Genomic DNA, 16759 nt, shown 5'->3' with positions numbered 1-16759 from the left:
AAGAAAAAGGGGAGGCCCGCGTGAGCGAGCCTCCCCTTTTACCGGTTCCTAGCTGAAGTGAATCAGCTCTCGCCGGGACGGAGCAGAGTCTGCTCGTACAGAGGCGGTACGGTGTTGCCGTAAACGCCGCCGACGCTCCCGTTGAAGAACTCCTGGATGACCAGACCCACGGCCGGCAGACCATGGTAGCCGCCCATGTAGATACCCAGGACATTGTTCTCGCCCGCTCCGATGACCTGCTTGTGAATCACGGTGCCGAGCAGGTTGCGAGCGAGGTCGAGGTCCAACCAGCCCGACGAGCCGGCCGGCAAGCTGCCGGTCGCGAAGACCACGTCGGCGCGGCCGTCCGCATCCACCGCGGACTGCGCGAGCTGGATCACGTTGACCTCACGATCGAGAGTGCAGCGTCCAGCGGTCGGGCTCGGAGAAATGAAGCCTTCCTCTTCTTCGAAGAAGTTCTCGAGCCGATCATAGATCGTGCACGTGACCTCTTCGGTCGAACCACATTCGAACGGGCCGTTGGCCGTCGTCGGGCCGGTCCACGTTCCGTTTGCTGCGGAGCAGTTCTCGTACTTGTCGGGGAACGTCACCACGACCAGAGTGCGGCCGGCGGTGGTGTCTTCCACGTCGTACTGAGCGACCACGCGGCTCTTCGAAAGCGCCATGTTCACACCCGCGACACACTGGTCGCCAGTGAGAGCAGCACCCGCCAGATCAAGGGCCAGGCAGTCCGTGAACTTCGGCTCGTTGTCCCCGAAAATGTTCGGCGGAGCAAGGGTACCTTGGTCATACAGCGCGAACTGCGAAATCGCCGTCAGGTTGTAGGCGTGAGAAACGCCGGCACCCGCGCGAACGAGGAAGACCTCGCCGCCAATGGCGTTCGAAGGCGCTTCATCACCACGCGTCCAGACGTTGCCGTCCAGGCTCAGTTTGCCGCTGTCCGGCTCACACGGGAGGGCCTCCATCGCGATCACTTCGAAGTGTCCACGCTGAATGTCGTCCACAGTGATGCCCGTCGGGAGGCCCGTCGGAGCGAAGGACTGCGCGCTGTCGCGGAACGCCGGCGTCGTCGTGACCGAGGAACCGTCGAAGCTGGTGACGATCGGGAACGACGAGGAGATCTCGGGAAGGCCCGTCGTGCCGTTCAGCGCAAGGCGCCCGGCCCAGACCTCACCGCACGAAAGAGCGATGACGAAGTCCAAGACCTCCTTGGAGGTCTTCGACTCGCGGAAGCGAACCTTCGCAAGAACGCCGCCGTCCGGGTCGTAGCAACTACCGCCACCGTTCACGCCGTCGATCCGGTCGTCGTCGTCACATGTCGGAAGTTTGGTGTTGTTCGTGTTGGTGTTGATGATCTGGATGTTGTTGATCTGCGAGTCACCATCCACCACCCGCACATCATAGTACGAGCCGAGCAGGAACTGACCGATGCCGTTCGGGTTCAGGTTCGGACCCGACGCTGCAGTAGTCGCATTTTCCCCATCGGACAGGCCCGAGTCGCTCTCGTAGATATTGTTGACCGCGAGCGAGGCCGACGCCGACAGGGCAACGAACCCAGCCGCGGCCAACCCCACCAACGCCCACGTTGGTCCCCTAAGCTTCATCTCCGCCTCCTTCTCCATAAGCATTCCCCTTAGAATAGACTTTCCAGCAAAACTCCAAGCCCGATAGCAGATCAGCACGCAGTTTTCACTGAAACTGGACGTATTTTGGTACTCTATCTGCTCGGAACGACGCGATTTTTGCCGCGTTTGCCCCGAACCGCTCGGGGTCGAGCCCGCCGTTCGGGTCTCGAAGCTGGGGTGGATTATACTACGGATTCCAGGTTCCGCCAGTGAAACCGGCACAAGGAGACAGAAATGAAGCCCGAGCAGAAAGACCTCCAGTCCGGGGTCATCGACATTGCGATCCGTCTGGGAGCCCTGGGGCTGCTCGCGGCGGCCTGTTTTTGGATCCTGGCCCCGTTCCTCATGGCGGTGGCCTGGGGCGCGATCATCGCCATCGCCGTATATCCGGTTTTCCTCTGGATTGTCGGGGGTTTCGGGGGCCGATCGACGGCGGCAGCCGTGGTGGTCACCCTGCTTCTATTAGCGAGTCTGATCGTGCCGAGCGTGATGTTGGCGGGCAGTCTCGTCGGGGGGGCTCAGCTGCTGGCGGATGAAGCGCAGGCGGGCTCTCTCGCCGTCCCGCCCCCGCCGGACGGCGTCGCGAGCTGGCCGATCATCGGTGAACAACTGCACCGGGTGTGGGCGCAGGCGTCGATGAACCTCGAGGCGGTCCTCCAACAGTTCACACCGCAGATACGGGAGGCGGCGACCTGGGTCCTGTCGACCGCCGCCGGCACGGGATTCACGCTGGTGCAGTTCCTCTTGTCCATCGTCATCGCGGGAGTTCTCCTCTCGCGCGACGCGCACGCGGCTGAAGCGGCAAGGCAATTCATGAGCCGGCTTGCCGGAAAGCAAGGGCCCGAATACGCCGCCATCGCTGCGAGGACCGTTCAGAGCGTGACGCGCGGCATTCTCGGTGTGGCCCTCATCCAGGCCGTCCTGGCGGGACTGGGCTTCTTGGTCGCCGGCGTTCCGGCCGCCGGCCTGCTCACGCTCGTTTGTCTGATTGTGGGCGTGGTGCAGCTTCCGATTGCCCTCGTGACGATCCCGGTCGCGGTCTACGTCGTCTCTACGGCGGGTACTCTCGAGAGCGTCCTGTTCGTCGGTTGGAACATCCTCGTCACGCCCGCCGACAATGTACTGAAGCCCATTCTGCTCGGACGCGGCGCACCGGTTCCCACGATCGTGATCTTCCTTGGCGCGATCGGCGGGTTCATGGGCGCAGGCTTGATCGGGCTCTTCGTGGGGGCTGTCGTGCTGTCTCTGGGTTTCGTTCTCTACGAGCGCTGGCTGGAACAAACGGACACCTCGCAGCCGCGCACGCAGCCGCCCCTTGGCTTCTGAGCGCCGTCCGCCGCTCGGCTGCTCTTGACCGGCGAGGAAGGATAACGGATCTCCGTTCCGGGGAATCCGCCCCTCGAAGAGGAGAGGCCGTCATGCAGAGCCCTCGACAGTCCCTTGCGCTGGTCATCGCGTGCTCGCTCGTCGCACCTGCGGCGCTCGCCTGGGCCGAACCGCCGGAGTCTCCGTCGGGTTACGTCGAATCGATCGAGACCCCGGGTGTGATCGGCGGTGTCGAAGACGAAGTCGATGTCGGAGCGGCGCAGGTCGAGGCTGCGGAGAAGACCGGGCAGGCCGCGGGCGTGTCCCGGCACCAGATCCGGACTGTCGAGGAGATCGTCGTTCAGGCGAGAAAGCGCGAAGAGCTCCTCGAAGACACGCCCGTGTCGGTCACCGCGCTCAGCGAGACGACCCTGCGCGAATCCGGCGTGCAGCGCCTCGACGACATTCAGACACTCGTCCCGAACCTCAGCTTTCAGACGGACAACACCGGCGGTGCGAGTCAGATTCGTATTCGAGGTGTCGGCACATCGGCGCCCGCGATCGCGTTTGACCCGGGCGTCGGTGTGTACATCGACGGTGTTTTCCTCCCGCGCTCGTTCGGCACCCTGGTCGACATCGTCGACGTGCAGCAGATCGAGGTTCTGCGTGGGCCGCAGGGCACCCTCTTTGGCAAGAACACAGTTGGTGGTGCGATCAACATCACGACCGTGAAGCCCAACAACGAGATGGCCGGGTTCGTGATGGTTCGTCCGAGCAACTTCAACCGGGTCGACACGCGAATCACCTTGAACGTGCCGATTGGTAGCGGATGGCTCGAAGACAAGCTTTTCACGCGGTTCTCGTTCGCGACGACGAATACGTCGGGCTACTCCTTCAACTCCACTCGGAACGAGAATCTGAACGGAAAGAACTCGCTCGCACTGCTCGGCTCGTTCCGCTTTCTGCCGCACGACGATGTCACCATCGATGTGACCGGAACCTGGACGCGGGATGCGAACAACGGCGTCGCGCAGCAGTGCATCGTGGTCAACAAGGACGTTCCGCTCCAGGGACTCCTCCCGCCGGAGTACTTCGACGATTGCGCCGAGACGACGCCCTTCGACACACACGCGAACATCTCCGCGCTGACCGACATCGAGAGTTACGGCACCTGGATGACGGCACTGTGGGACGTCGGCGAAGTTCCCGTGCTCGGCGACATTTCGGTGAAATCGATCACGTCCTGGCGTGAGCAGAAGCCGCGCGTTCGGTTCGATGTCGATCAGACGCGATTCAACATCGTTCAGCTCTCGAGCGCGGGCGGGTCGATCCAGGACGGGGATCCGGGCTTCCAGCGGCAGATCATGCAGGAAGGGCAGCTGAACGGCTCGGTCCTGGGTGGCGATTTGAACTACGTCACGGGCGCGTTCGGCTTCTGGGAGACCGGGTTCGACAACCGCGCGACCTGGGTCCTGCCTCCGGGTCAGGGCGTGCCGGCGCTCGATCGGCTGACCGACGGACCGACGGACATCTCGAACTGGACCTGGGCCCTCTTCGGGCAGGCGACGTACGATGTTCTCGAGTGGATGAGCCTGACGGGTGGACTGCGCTACACGCAGGACAAGAAGGGGCTCACGTTCATGCAGATCGATCCGCGCGATGGCATGGAGTTCGCGGACGAAGGCGGCGACAAGGTGTTCTCCGCGTGGACGCCGATGGGCAGCATCGCGATGACCGTGCCGGAAGACCTCCTCGACGAGACGCCGCTCGATCACACGATGGGCTACTTCACGTACTCGCGCGGCTTCAAGGGGGGGGGCTTCAACGGCGTTGCCACGGGCCGGTCGGGTGCGGGCGAGGGTGCGGCCTTCGGCTACGACCCCGAGACGCTCGACAACTTCGAGGTCGGCTTCAAGTTCATCGGCTTCGATCAGCGCGCGACGCTCAACACGTCCTTCTTCTACGGGAAGTATGACGACATCCAGGTCACGCAGATCCGTGACACCGGGTTGGATGCGAGCGGCGTTCCCACCATCGCTCGCGTCACCGACAACGCGGCAAAGGCGACGATTCAGGGCTTCGAAGTCGAGTTGCAAACGCGCCCGACCGATGGCCTGATGCTCATCGCTAACGTCGGGTACACCGACGGGAAGTACGATGACTTCAGCGACGCCCTGAGTGATCTCGACGGCGAGACGATCGACCGTTCCGGGGATCGCATGTTGTTCGTGCCGCCCCTTCAGACCTTCGTCGCGCTGCAGTACTCGGCCGCGCTTCCGGGGCTCGAAGGAAGCCCAATGGACGGTTGGATCACGCCGCGCATCGAGTGGGCGTATCAGAGTGACGTGCAGTGGCTCGGCCCCGAGGTCCCGCAGGCGACGCAGAGGGGCTACAACTTACTGAACGCGCGCCTTTCCTACGACTTCTTCGATGACCGGGCGCAAGTGGCGCTGTGGGCGCGGAATCTTCTCGACATCGAGTATTTCAACAACGCGACCGCGGTCGTCTCTACGTTCGGCATCGTCACTCGTGCCTATGCGGCCCCTCGAGTCTACGGCGGGGAGCTGAGCTACAATTTCTAAGAAGCAGGGATTTCTCGCGGCTCGTTCGGGACTGCTCTACGCCGCGAGTTTTCCTCCGGTAGGGGCCTTCTGGCTTGCCTGGTTCGCTCTCGCCCCGCTCTTTCTGGCCGTCGCCGACGTGGGCCGCCCGCGGGTCGGCGCCCGGATCGGCGCGTTTTGGGGGGGGGCAGTCACGTGTGTGGTGACCGGTTGGCCGTTTGCCTCGATGTTGTCGAGCCCTCTCGAGGTCTGGGTTGCTTAGGGTTGGGCCGCTTTTTTCGTCGGAGCGTTGATTCTCTTCGTGTTCCCGACGGCGTTGTTCGTTGCGTGGCTAGCGTGGGTGCACGAACGTAGGGAGACGGTCTCCACGGACCGCCCATTCTTTCGTCGAGGATGGTGAGTATGCCGGCTTGATCGGGCTCGGCGAGGCCCCAACCGGGGCGCTCCCACACTTCGGGGTTCAGCACGTCGGCGGGTCGCGCGGGGTCGCCGTCCCACTGCACGAGGTCGAACCTGGGACACGGCAGCAACTGGTAGGAAGACTGGAACGTGCCGCGAAGTGCCGGCGGGAACACGGGAAGCAACGGGCCCACGCGATAGCCGTCGACGAGGCTGAGGGGGCCTCGGGCGAACCTCCGTTGGGCGTGCGGATGAGGATCACCCGCTCGACGTATTCCGCCCCCCCCCCCCCAGGTCAGCGGCGGAACGCCGTCGCCCGGCCCGAGATCGTCCGAGCGGTACCGCAGGAAGTACCGGGTGATGAGTTCGCCCATCGAGTGTGCTGCGATGTCGAACTTGATGTCCTTCTTGTCGATGCCTTAGCGCCGTTTGTACTCCTGGCGGACGTACTCCCGCTTCTCCTTGATGAACTCGTGCAGCTTCTGCGCGTTCTCGATGTTGTCGCGTCGCCAGTCGTAGTCGAACTGGAAGCACGTGAAGTGCTACGCGCCCTAGTCGACTTGGCCGGCCAGGCCGAGCGTCTCGTCGCGATACCCGCCGTCGCCGGGGGTTGCGAGGATGCCGGCATAGGCCTGGATTTCGAGCGGCACCCCGAGCAGCTGGATCCGTACCTTGTCGAGAACGCCGCTGGGTTCTGCGTTGTTACGCACGTTGGCGAGCGTGTCGTCGTCGACCGGGAGTGCGATGAGTCGTGCGCCCTTCCGAGGGAGCAGGCTTGCGCAAGAAGGGCGGTGAGCGAGGAGTGGTTTCATGCGTTGCGCCCCTGGGAGAGGCCTGTCCCGATCAGATGGTTCGCGCTTGCCTCGAGCGCTCCGAAGATGTCGGTCGCGCAGTCGTCGAGTTCGACGATATGCCAGTCGACGCTCGTTGCCGCGCGAACGCAGCCCTCGATGTCGACGATCCCCGCGCCCACGGCGACTTGCGGTTCCCCGAGGACGCACGGGCCGTCCTTCAGGTGAACGCGCCGGACGCGGCTGCCCAGCTTCTCGATCTCGGCGACCGGGTCTCGTCCCGCCGTCTGTGCCCAGTAGACGTCGAGTTCGACGTTCACGCGTGGGTCGACACCTTCCCAGAAGAGATCCCAGGCATATCGGCCGTCGAGATCGACCAGCCATTCGAAGTGATGGTTGTGGAAGCCGAGCGCAATGCCTTGTTCCGCGGCAAACTCCGCGGCCACGTTGAAGCGATCGATCGCCTGCGCGAGCAGGTCGGCGTCGGCGTGTGCATTCGCGAGGTCCGGGAGGGCCATGAAGCTTGCGAGCACCAGCTGATCGGTGCCGAGGGCCTGCGCGAACTCGAGGGCGTAGTCGCCCTCGCCGGTTGCAGGGAGCGGTCCGTGAAGGCTCGCCGTTCGGAGGTCGAGACCGTCGAGCAGTTCGCGAAAGCGCTCCGGCTTCGGGGTGGGCACTCGCAGGTCTTGGGGGAGGAGGTCCAGCGGGAAGTCGCCGAATACCATGGGCTCGACGCCGACGTAGCCCATGTCGCGGATTCGAAAGAGCGTGCCCTCGAAGTCGCGGATCAGTTCTCTGCGTACACTGTAGAGGTTCACGGCGAGTGGCTTCGGGTTCATGACAGGGTACCGTATATGGAAGCCGCGCGCGTGGCAGACGTTTGCTGAGAAGTTATGTCGAGTCGGCCGAGCGGGGCTGGGCCTCCCGCGATCCGCACTGGGGAATCTGGCAGATCCCGGACGCGCAGGTGAATCTCCTCCCGGCGGATCTCTCCGGCAAGCGGTGTATCGAGATCGGATGCGGGGCCGGGTACGTGTCCTCTTGGATGATGCGGCGCGGTGGGGATGTCGTCGGAGTCGATCCGACGCCCAATCAACTCGCGGCGGCGCGCCGTCTGGAGGCGCAGTTCGACCTCGGCGTCACGCGTTCTTCGTCCGGGTGCCGAGCTCGTGTTCGTGACGAACCACGCGTTCGCGATCACTTCCTTGCCCGACGACGAGGTGTCGCCGCTGTCCCGAACGTTTCAGCGGCCCTACCTTGGGCTCTATCGCACCGAATGGACCGATTCGGCGGGTGAGATCGAGTTCTATCTTCCGCACGGGGAGTGGATCTCGCTTCTGCGCGAGAATGGCCGCACGATCGAGCGGCTTCTCGAATTGGGTGCGCCGGAGGGCGGTCATGGGGGTGGTGAAGTAGCGGCAGTTGCCGAACGTTCGCTTGCCGGGTTCACGCCGTGTGTTCACGGGCGCGGGGTCGACGCGGAGGAGATCGCCGAGGACCTGCTGGTTCGAGCGGTTCTGGAGCTGCCGCTCCGTATCGACGGCAGGTTCGACGCCTTAGAGATGCGCGTGGAACGGATGCATCAGGAGAACCTGGATGCATCCTGCCAAGTCGGCGTGCGCGTCGCTGTGGACGAGTGCGCGGTGTTCTCCGACCTGGGTCAGCGGCGCCTGCTGCACGTACCAGGCGAGCAGGCTCCGCTCGCGTGCATTCGTCATCGTGCGGCGCGCTCAGGCCGTTGGTCGGGCGTTGCCGAGGATCGAGACGCGTCCGCCAACGCGGGCGTGGGGGAAGTAGTCCCAGATCGCATGGTGCTGGGTACAGCGATTGTCCCAGAACGTGAGAGTGTTCGGAGTCCAGCGCACGCGACACCAGAGCTTCGGGTTGGACTCGATGTGGCGGAAGAGCAAATCGAGAATCCCGCGGCTCTCGCTCTTGCTGAGGCCCACGATGTGCGTGGTGAACCCACTGTTCACGTAAAGCACCTTTCGGCCGGTCTCGGGGTGGCAGACGACGACCGGGTGTTCGGCCTGCGGGAAGCCCTCTTCGGGGTTGGGTAGGCCGAAGAGCGTTTGTTGTTCCGAGTACGGGCCGGCGCCGTCGTGGATCGCGGTGAGGCCTTCGAGGAACTGCTTCATGGGCTCGGAGAGAAGCTCGTAAGCGGCGTACATGTTGGCAAAGAGAGTGTCGCCGCCGCCGCAGGAGGGCGTCTCTCGAACGTAGAGCATCGAGCCGAGAGGGGGAACTTCGTCGCAGGTGACGTCGGTGTGCCATCCGTCGCCGGGAGTGAACGGGGAGTGCTCGTTCGTGACGACCGGAAGGACTTCGGGGTGCTTCATGGTTGAGCCACGAAGCTGTGGGTGGACGTGGAGTTCACCGAAGAGCTGACCCAGTGCCTTGTGGTGTTCGGGGAGGAGCTCCTGGTCGGGGAAAACGAGGACCGACCAGTCGCGGAAGGCGCGGCGAAGCTCGGCGTCCTGCGACTCGGAGAGCGGTGCAGACAGATCGAGCCCGCGGATCTCGGCTCCGAGGTGCGGGCTGAGAGTCGTGATCTGAAAGTGCTCGTAGTCGACGTTTCGGTCGACGACCGGGACGTGGTCGGGTTTGTGATCCAGTGCCATTGCTGCCTCCTCGTCGGAGACTTCCCCGACCTGCGGCCTGCGTCAAACGGGGAATGCCGGAGGGGCCGGTCCGCTAGGGCCAGGCCGTGCCGAACTCGGTTGCGTCCACGATCTTTCCGGTGAAACCGCTGCCGTCCTGCGCGGCGAGGAAGAGCGTCGCGGGGAGGACGGACTCCGGTGCGGCCCAGCCGGTCCAATCGAAATCGGCGCCGAGCTCTCGTTCGCTCTTCTCCGTCTTCACCGCCCCCGGCCGCAAGGCATTCACTGCGATGCCGTCCGGTGCGAGTTCCAGAGCCAGCGCGGTACTGAAGCGTTCGAGCGCCGCCTTCGCGACGGAGTAAGTGAGAAAACCGGGCGGCATGCCTTCGACGAAAGGATCCGCGGCGCCCGAGGACATGTTGATGATGCTGCCTGCTTCTTGGGCGCGCATCGTCGGCAGTACGGCGCGGCAGGACACGTACAGACTGCGCACGTTAACCAGCATCGATCGATCCCACTCGTCGCCAGTCATTGCATCGAACGCACCGCGCGTCGGCGTCATCGCATTGTTGAGAAGGATGTCCAACCGTCCGAAAGCCGAGAGCGTTTCTGCGACGAGTTTCTCAATGTCCCGTTCGACTCCGATGTCGCACCTAACCGCGATCGCCGTGCCGCCGTTCTGCCCGATCGACCGGACTGTTTCCTCGATCGTCCCCGGCAGGCCTTCCGGATTCGGCGCCTCATCCCGACTCCTCGCGGCACACACGACCTTCGCCCCGGCCGCGGCTAATCCCACGGCAAGCGCCTTCCCAATCCCCCGCGACGCCCCGGTAACGACCGCAACCCGATCACTTAACCTAATCGAACCCGCCATGGATGGGGACGTACTTTAATCTGGGCCAAAAGTTTAATCGTCACTTCTGCATCTCCCCGCCTTCCGTTCGTTGACGGGCGCTGTGCGAGGGGGATAATCCGGAACTGGATGTTGGATGACGGTGGTGGTGCGGGGGGAACGCAAGCCCGTAACCCGACGGCTGGAGCGGGCGAGACGGCGGCGGAGTTCGCCACCAAGCTCTTCGTCCTCGATACGAACGTGATCTTGCATGATGCCGGCTGCATCTTCGCGTTCCACGAACACGACGTCGCGATTCCGATCACGGTTCTCGAAGAACTGGACCGGTTCAAGCGCGGCAACGGAGATCTGAACGCGCAGGCACGCGCGTTCGTCCGGCAGCTCGACGGAATCACCGGAGACGTGCTCTCCGACGAGGGTGCGACGCTCGGTGACGGACTCGGGCGCGCGCGCGTGATTCTGAACCAGAGTTCCTCGGTGGAACTGCGCGAGGTCTTCCTGCGAGACTCGCCGGACCACCGCATCCTCGCCGTAGCGTTGGGCCTTTGCGCGCAAGAGCCGGGGCGCTCGGTCGTGTTGGTGTCGAAGGACGTGAACCTGCGGCTGAAGGCTCGAGCACTCGGGGTCGTCGCGCAGGACTACACGCGCGACAAGGTCGCCCAGGTCGACCGGCTCTACACCGGCAAGCGGACCGTCGAGCACATGCGCACCGAGCAGATCGATGCGTTCTATGCGGGCCGGGTGCAGCCCGAAGATGTGCCCGAAGTCGAGGAGCCCCTTCCGAATGAAGCCTTCGTCCTGCGTAACGGTTCGAAGTCGGTTCTGGCCACGTACGGTGCGAGTGGTTTTCGACGGGTCGAGAAACGCGCGGTCTACGGGATTCGCCCGAGGAACGCCGAGCAGTCGTTCGCGATCGATGCGTTGATGAATCCGGACGTCGCCCTCGTGACCCTGGCGGGTCGTGCGGGCACCGGGAAGACGCTTCTGGCGCTCGCCGCGGCGCTCGAGCAGCGGCGAAACTACCGGCAGATTTTGCTCGCGCGTCCGGTCGTCGCCCTCGGCAATCGTGACCTTGGCTACCTGCCGGGCGACATCTCGGCGAAACTCGACCCCTACATGCAGCCCCTGTTCGACAACCTGAACGTGCTGCGGAACGATTCCGACGAGAGCGGGAACGGAGACAAGGGCGCCGGCATCCAGAAGATGCTCGAGTCTGACAAGCTGGTCGTGACGCCTCTTTCCTACATTCGAGGCCGGAGCCTTCCGCGCGTCTTCTTCATCGTTGATGAGGCGCAGAATCTCACGCCGCTCGAGGTCAAGACAATCATCACCCGAGCCGGCGAGGGCACCAAGATCGTCCTTACCGGTGACATCCATCAGATCGATCAGCCCTATCTCGACGAATCGTCGAACGGCCTGAGTCACCTGATCAGCCGAATGGTCGGCCAGCCTCTGTACGCGCACATGACACTCGACAAGTGCGAACGCTCGCCTCTCGCGGAGTGTGCAAGCGCGTTGCTGTAGGCTCGCTCGCCGCTAGCCGACGCCGGCCAGGCCCCCACGGGTCCAGGTGGGGTTGGCCCGCAGCCGGCACCTCATCGTGCTCGACGAGCCCCAACCATCTCGATCGACGGCGACGGTGCCGCACTCCTGGTGAGCCACGACCAGGCCTTTCTGGAGCGGCTGACCACCGAGCGGTAGGAGGTGGTGCGGGAACCGTCGGGCGATTCGTTTGTTCGGGCGGCGTCGGGCCTGACGAGCGATCGCGGGCGGGTTCTGCAGCGGTTACAAGAGCGGGAGCGACGAACCGAAAGGGGAAAACACGTGAATAGACTCGACGGAAAAGTGGCCTTGATCAGCGGTGGCTCGCGAGGCATGGGAGCGGCAGAGGCGCGCCTGTTCGTATCGGAGGGCGCGAAGGTTGTCGTGTGCGACGTGCGGGACGACGAGGGCGGCACGCTCGCCGACGACATCGGAGCCGGTGCGATCTATCAGCACCTCGATGTGACGCGCGAAGAGGAGTGGGCGACCGCCGTGGCGGCGACGACCGCAGCGTTCGGAAGACTCGACGTCCTCGTGAACAACGCGGGGATCGCCGAAGCGGCCCCGCTGGAGCAGATGACGCTCGAGAGTTATCGCCGGGTGATCGACGTGAATCAGATCGGGGTGTTCCTCGGCATGCGCGCCGTCGTCGAGCCGATGACCGCGGCCGGCGGTGGTTCGATCCTCAACGTTTCGTCGATCGATGGAATGATCGGGATGAACGGGATTCTGTCGTACGTCGCGAGCAAGTGGGCGGTGCGGGGAATGACGAAGGCCGCCGCGATGGAGCTGGCGCCGAAGGGGATCCGCGTAAACTCGATTCATCCCGGCTTCATCCGCACGGACTTGGGAACCCCGGCAGGTGTCGATCCCGCGGACATCCACGCGCTTCTCGATGCGCACACCGAGAAGCTTGCGCCGCTCCGCCGGACGGGGCGACCGGAGGAGATCGCGAACCTTGCGCTCTTTCTTGCGTCGGACGAGAGCTCGTATTCGACGGGGTCCGAGTTCGTCGCTGACGGTGGGCTGATCGCGGGCTACCCGGCGCCGGGCTCGGAGTGAATCGTGGAAGTACAGGACTGGCGTTCGTCTCGACGCTGGTGACGTCGCTCCTCTGTGTCGCGGCGTCCGTGGTGGCATCGGAAGACACGCACGAGATCGTTCACCCCCGGCCTCCGACCGCCGAGCCGAAGTCCGAAGTGAAGCGGGAAACTCTCGAGCGGCTCGAGGCGCTCGGCTACGCCGAATGGACGGATGTCGAGCTCGCCGGTTCCGGGAAGAAGGTCGGCGTGGTGACGCACGACGTGGAGCGCGCTTACGGTAGTTTGAATCTCTACAAGTCGCGTCCGCGCCACGACGCACACCTGATGGACATGCAAGGGCGGATCTTGCACACGTGGCGCGCGCCGGATCCGAGTGCGGCCGCGTGGGACTTCGTGGAGCTTCTGCCGGACGGTTCGCTGTTCGGCAGTGCCAAGTACGAACGCCTCGAGAAGCTCGATTGGAACTCGAAGCTTCTGTGGAGTGTTCCTGTCGGGCCTCACCACGATCTCGATATCGGCGAGGACGGTCGGGTGTACGTGTTGACCGAAGAGCGACGCGAGCTGTCGATCGATGGCGACGAGTATCTGATCCGCGACAACGACATCACGATTCTGTCACCCGAGGGCGTGGTCGAGCGACAGGTTCGCCTGTCCGACCTCTTCTCCGATCTGGTTCCTAAGCCGCGATTGAAGAAGATCCAGCGCCATCGGGCCAAGCAGTTCCACGGCGACGTGTTCCACGCGAACTCGATTGAACTCCTCGATCGAGACGTCCCCGGTGTGGGGCGGCGGGGCAGCGTCCTCGTTTCGATTCGCGAACTCGATCTCATCGCGGTCCTCGACCTCGACCCGCCCCGCGTCGTCTGGAGCTGGGGCCCGGGGATCCTCGACGCGCAGCACCACCCGAGCCTCTTGTCGGACGGTCGCATGTTGATCTTCGACAACGGGCGCGCCCGCCACTGGTCTCGTGTCCTCGAACTCGCGCCGAACACGAAGAGCCTCACGTGGGAACTCCGCGGAGAGCCCAAGTCGTCGCTCTACACCCCCACCCGCGGTAGCGCCGAGCGTCTCCCGAACGGCAACACCCTGGTTGTCGAATCCGGCAAGGGCCGCGTTTTCGAGGTCACCCGCTCCGGCGAAATCGTCTGGGACTTCTTCAACCCCGACATCATCGAAACCAAGGGCAAACGCCACCGCGCCAACATCTACCGCATGCCCCGCCTCCCCCGCCCCCTCATCGACCAACTCCCCCTAAAAGTAAAAGAAGTAAAAGGGGACGTTGGTTAGTCTCCCGGAATTTGTTTAGTCGAGGGGGCGAGGCGAGGACGTTCTGTAGTCTCGGCCGAATCCCAATCGTCACTTTTGTGTCGATTAAACTTTCAGGCCGTGACTAACCAACGTCCCTACCCCGGGACGGCGGCGAGTCGGGCGAACGTCCACCGGGGGACGCGTTGTTCGTCGACGTCGAGCAGTGCGGCGAAACGGGAGATCGTCCCGAGCGGGTCGGTTCGTAGGCGTCCTTTGCAGTTCAGAAGGTGTTGCGTGGCGTCGTAGGCGGGGGCGCCGACGAACGGTTTCGGGTCGATCACGAGCCACGGTTCGCGTTCGGCGGACAGCACGTTTCCGGCGTGCAGGTCGGTGGCCAGCAGAACCGAGGCGGAGTCGTCTTCGTAGGGTTCCTGCAAGGCCGTGGGACCGTCCTCGGCCAATCTGGTCGCTCGACCGACCGCCCACGCACCTGAACCAGGCGCGCCGGTGTTCGAACCTCACCCATCCTGGGGACGTTCCCCGATCTTTCGCGATTCCTCAATCGTCACTTTTCGACGATTGAAGATTCGGCGGAGATTAAGGAACGTCCCCACTGCGTGTTAGCGAGGAGGGGTGCGGACTGGGGTTGGGGTTGCTTGGGCGGTTGGGGCAGCCTCGATGGCGGGGGCGTTCGTGGTCCCGTGGAAGCTTGCGACGCCGCACGGGGATGAGTCGACGGCAGTGTTGGTTCTTCTGACGTCGGCGGCCGTGCTCAACTCGCTGGTGGTTCCGTTCACGAAGCGCACCGGGGCGAAGTTCAGCCCCGATGCACTGCGACTGTCCCTCATCCTTGCAGTTCTCACGCTGGTCGGGAATCTCGCGAGCGCCGCGGCGATTGAGCGCATCTCGGCTCCACTCTTGAGCGTGTTGCAGCGTTCGGAGGTGTTGGTCGTTGCCATCGCTGCGTGGTTCGTGATGGGCGAACGCCCGCACGCACTCTTCTGGGTTGGCAGCGCGGTGGCCGCAGTCGGCCTGGTCTGGATGCAGGGCGGAGAAGGGCGGATAGACGCGATTGGGATCGCGTACGGGCTGTTCTCGGCGGCCTCGTTCGGCGGGATGCTGGTTGCAGTCCGTCGTTACGTGGATGGAATCGATCCGATCTTCGTGAACGCGTTTCGCTTGTGGCTGTCCGTGCTTCTTTGGTTCGTCGTGCACCGAGAGATCCCGGATGCTGCCGCGTTCAGCGGTCCGCTGGTTTTCTACGTGACGCTGGGAGGGTTGTTTGGTCCGTTCCTGAGCCGGCTCTTCTCGATGCAATCGTCGCGGTACTTAGAGGCGCGTTTCACGGCCTTGATTCTCCTGAGCAGCCCGGTCTTGAGCTTGCCGCTCGCCTGGATCTTCCTCGGTTCGGTGCCGACGGGACGCGAGCTCGAGGGCGGGATGATCATGTTGCTCGGGGTTGCGATCCCCGTCGTGGGAATGCTCCGCGAACACGTCATGCTACGAAGCCCCGCGGATACCCCCTGAAGACCTCTTGCGGACCATGACCGTCGCTTCGATCGAGAAGACGTCTTCGTCGTTCTGGTTCCGAAGGATCGTCTTCGTGGTCAGGATTCCGCGATCCGGTTTGGTCCGGGATTCACGAGCGGCCAGGCATACGTTCACGGCGCGAATCCGGTCGCCGGGACGAAGCGGCAGCAGCATGCGGACCTTCTCGAAGCCGAGGCCGGCGATCGCGGCCGTCTTCACCGGGCTCTTCGAACCGAGATACGTGTAAATCGCAAACGTGTGCGCCGAGCATGTGATGAGTCCGCCAAACTCCTTGGTCTCCGGGGCGTTCTCGTCGAGATGAAATGGCTGCGGGTCCCACCGTTCCGCCATCTGTTTCAGCTCCTCGGTCGTCACGACGTACTCGTGACCGGATTCCGATTCCACGCCGATCACGAAGTCTTCGAAGTACTTGGTCGCGGTCACGACCTGCTGTTTACCGCGGCAAGGGCGAGAGAGCCCGTCCGTCGATTCGTGGCCTGTGGTTCTCAGTCCCGCAGGTCGACGCAGACCTCGTCGCGCGCAGCCGCCGGATTGAACGCGAGATCTAGGAGTGCCGCTCCAGCGACTTCGGGTGCGATGAGCGTTCCATCGGCGTGCGCTTTTCGAAACCGGGCGGCGCTTGGGAACTCCTCATCCGCTACCTTGCGAATCTGCGCCTGCATGTCGCTGTCGATTAACCCGGGCGCGACGGCGTGCACCTTCAGCCGATCGCCTTCCTCGAGGGCGATCGTCTCGCTCAGCCGGTCGATCGCGGCCTTGCCGGCACAGTACGCGCTCCACCCTGCGTAAGGCTTCCGCGCGGCTCCCGACGAGATGTTCAGAAGCACCCCGCGGCGATTCGTCTCGTGAAGGATCCGAACGAAGGCGCGGCATCCGAGGGTGGCCCCCAGGACGTTCACATCGAAGTGATCCTTCAGGTCTTGCGGGGGCGCGTCGCGCAAGGGCCCCATCGGTTCCAGGAGGCCTGCGTTGTTCACCCAGAGATCGACGTGGCCGAAGTGCTCGGTCGCCTCCCGAGCCACGCGGTCGACCGCATCGGGATCGGACACGTCGATCTCAAGCGTTCGAGTGCGCGACCCTGGAGGTAGGGCGGGGGTGGACCGACTGCACAACACGAGGGACATCCCGCGCTCGGAAGCGACCTTGGCGATGCCGGCTCCGAGGCCACGACTTGCTCCGGTGATGACTGCGACACGGTTGGTGAGGTCCATCCTGCGACTATAGCGGCCGAGCAGGGAGAA

16 protein-coding genes are annotated in these 16759 nt (G+C 64.0%); 6 read left to right on the top strand and 10 right to left on the bottom strand.

Translation table 11 applies throughout. The features are described 5' to 3' along the window. Window positions 1-62: 62 nt before the first annotated feature. Entirely contained in the window at window positions 63-1604 is a 1542-nt protein-coding gene (locus tag P8R42_08270) for a hypothetical protein (GenBank protein MDG2304641.1), read from the bottom strand. A gap of 255 nt (window positions 1605-1859) precedes the next feature. On the opposite strand from P8R42_08270, the gene P8R42_08265 reads away from it, so the two are divergent. Then, window positions 1860-2951: an AI-2E family transporter gene (locus P8R42_08265; protein ID MDG2304640.1), complete on the top strand. Its 1092-nt coding sequence runs from the start codon at window positions 1860-1862 to the stop codon at window positions 2949-2951. A gap of 92 nt (window positions 2952-3043) precedes the next feature. Further along, window positions 3044-5512, top strand: coding sequence for a TonB-dependent receptor (locus tag P8R42_08260; protein MDG2304639.1), 2469 nt, complete (start codon window positions 3044-3046; stop codon window positions 5510-5512). Window positions 5513-6441: 929 nt separating this feature from the next. On the opposite strand, the gene P8R42_08255 is transcribed toward P8R42_08260, so the two are convergent. From P8R42_08255 to P8R42_08230, 6 genes are all read right to left on the bottom strand, one after another. Continuing rightward, window positions 6442-6702, bottom strand: a complete 261-nt coding sequence (locus P8R42_08255; protein ID MDG2304638.1) for a hypothetical protein — start codon at window positions 6700-6702, stop codon at window positions 6442-6444. Continuing rightward, window positions 6699-7520 (bottom strand): sugar phosphate isomerase/epimerase, encoded by an 822-nt coding sequence (locus P8R42_08250; protein ID MDG2304637.1) that lies wholly within the window; start codon window positions 7518-7520, stop codon window positions 6699-6701. Before P8R42_08250 ends, P8R42_08255 begins: the two co-directional genes overlap by 4 nt. A gap of 300 nt (window positions 7521-7820) precedes the next feature. Continuing rightward, on the bottom strand, window positions 7821-8144 hold the full coding sequence (locus P8R42_08245; GenBank protein MDG2304636.1) for a hypothetical protein: 324 nt from the start codon (window positions 8142-8144) through the stop codon (window positions 7821-7823). A 93-nt stretch (window positions 8145-8237) separates the two neighbouring features. Next, window positions 8238-8399 (bottom strand): hypothetical protein, encoded by a 162-nt coding sequence (locus P8R42_08240; GenBank protein MDG2304635.1) that lies wholly within the window; start codon window positions 8397-8399, stop codon window positions 8238-8240. 12 nt (window positions 8400-8411) lie between these two features. Continuing rightward, window positions 8412-9302, bottom strand: coding sequence for a TauD/TfdA family dioxygenase (locus P8R42_08235; protein ID MDG2304634.1), 891 nt, complete (start codon window positions 9300-9302; stop codon window positions 8412-8414). A gap of 73 nt (window positions 9303-9375) precedes the next feature. Continuing rightward, complete coding sequence (locus P8R42_08230) at window positions 9376-10155, bottom strand: SDR family NAD(P)-dependent oxidoreductase (protein MDG2304633.1); 780 nt, start codon at window positions 10153-10155, stop codon at window positions 9376-9378. 108 nt (window positions 10156-10263) lie between these two features. On the opposite strand from P8R42_08230, the gene P8R42_08225 reads away from it, so the two are divergent. The 3 genes from P8R42_08225 (at window position 10264) to P8R42_08215 (ending at window position 14006) form a co-directional block, all read left to right on the top strand. Beyond that, the gene (locus tag P8R42_08225; protein MDG2304632.1) at window positions 10264-11658 is read left to right on the top strand and encodes a PhoH family protein; all 1395 of its coding nucleotides are present in this window, start codon (window positions 10264-10266) and stop codon (window positions 11656-11658) included. Between the two features lie 300 nt (window positions 11659-11958). Further along, the gene (locus tag P8R42_08220) at window positions 11959-12738 is read left to right on the top strand and encodes a glucose 1-dehydrogenase (protein ID MDG2304631.1); all 780 of its coding nucleotides are present in this window, start codon (window positions 11959-11961) and stop codon (window positions 12736-12738) included. After that, on the top strand, window positions 12735-14006 hold the full coding sequence (locus tag P8R42_08215) for an arylsulfotransferase family protein (protein ID MDG2304630.1): 1272 nt from the start codon (window positions 12735-12737) through the stop codon (window positions 14004-14006). Before P8R42_08220 ends, P8R42_08215 begins: the two co-directional genes overlap by 4 nt. A gap of 116 nt (window positions 14007-14122) precedes the next feature. Here the strand turns inward: P8R42_08215 and P8R42_08210 are convergent, their stop codons facing one another. Continuing rightward, entirely contained in the window at window positions 14123-14404 is a 282-nt protein-coding gene (locus P8R42_08210; protein ID MDG2304629.1) for an aminoglycoside phosphotransferase family protein, read from the bottom strand. Window positions 14405-14600: 196 nt separating this feature from the next. On the opposite strand from P8R42_08210, the gene P8R42_08205 reads away from it, so the two are divergent. Next, window positions 14601-15494 (top strand): DMT family transporter, encoded by an 894-nt coding sequence (locus tag P8R42_08205; protein MDG2304628.1) that lies wholly within the window; start codon window positions 14601-14603, stop codon window positions 15492-15494. On the opposite strand, the gene P8R42_08200 is transcribed toward P8R42_08205, so the two are convergent. Together P8R42_08200 and P8R42_08195 are read right to left on the bottom strand one after the other, a co-directional pair. After that, a complete protein-coding gene (locus tag P8R42_08200; protein ID MDG2304627.1) occupies window positions 15468-15941 on the bottom strand; it encodes a MaoC/PaaZ C-terminal domain-containing protein in 474 nt (157 codons plus the stop codon). The two genes, P8R42_08205 and P8R42_08200, sit on opposite strands and share 27 nt — an antisense overlap. Before the next feature lie 62 nt (window positions 15942-16003). Beyond that, entirely contained in the window at window positions 16004-16729 is a 726-nt protein-coding gene (locus tag P8R42_08195) for an SDR family NAD(P)-dependent oxidoreductase (protein ID MDG2304626.1), read from the bottom strand. Window positions 16730-16759: the final 30 nt, after the last annotated feature.

Source organism: Candidatus Binatia bacterium, assembly GCA_029243485.1.
Lineage (GTDB): Bacteria > Desulfobacterota > Binatia > UBA12015 > UBA12015 > VGTG01.
This window is presented reverse-complemented; position numbering and strand designations above follow the sequence as displayed.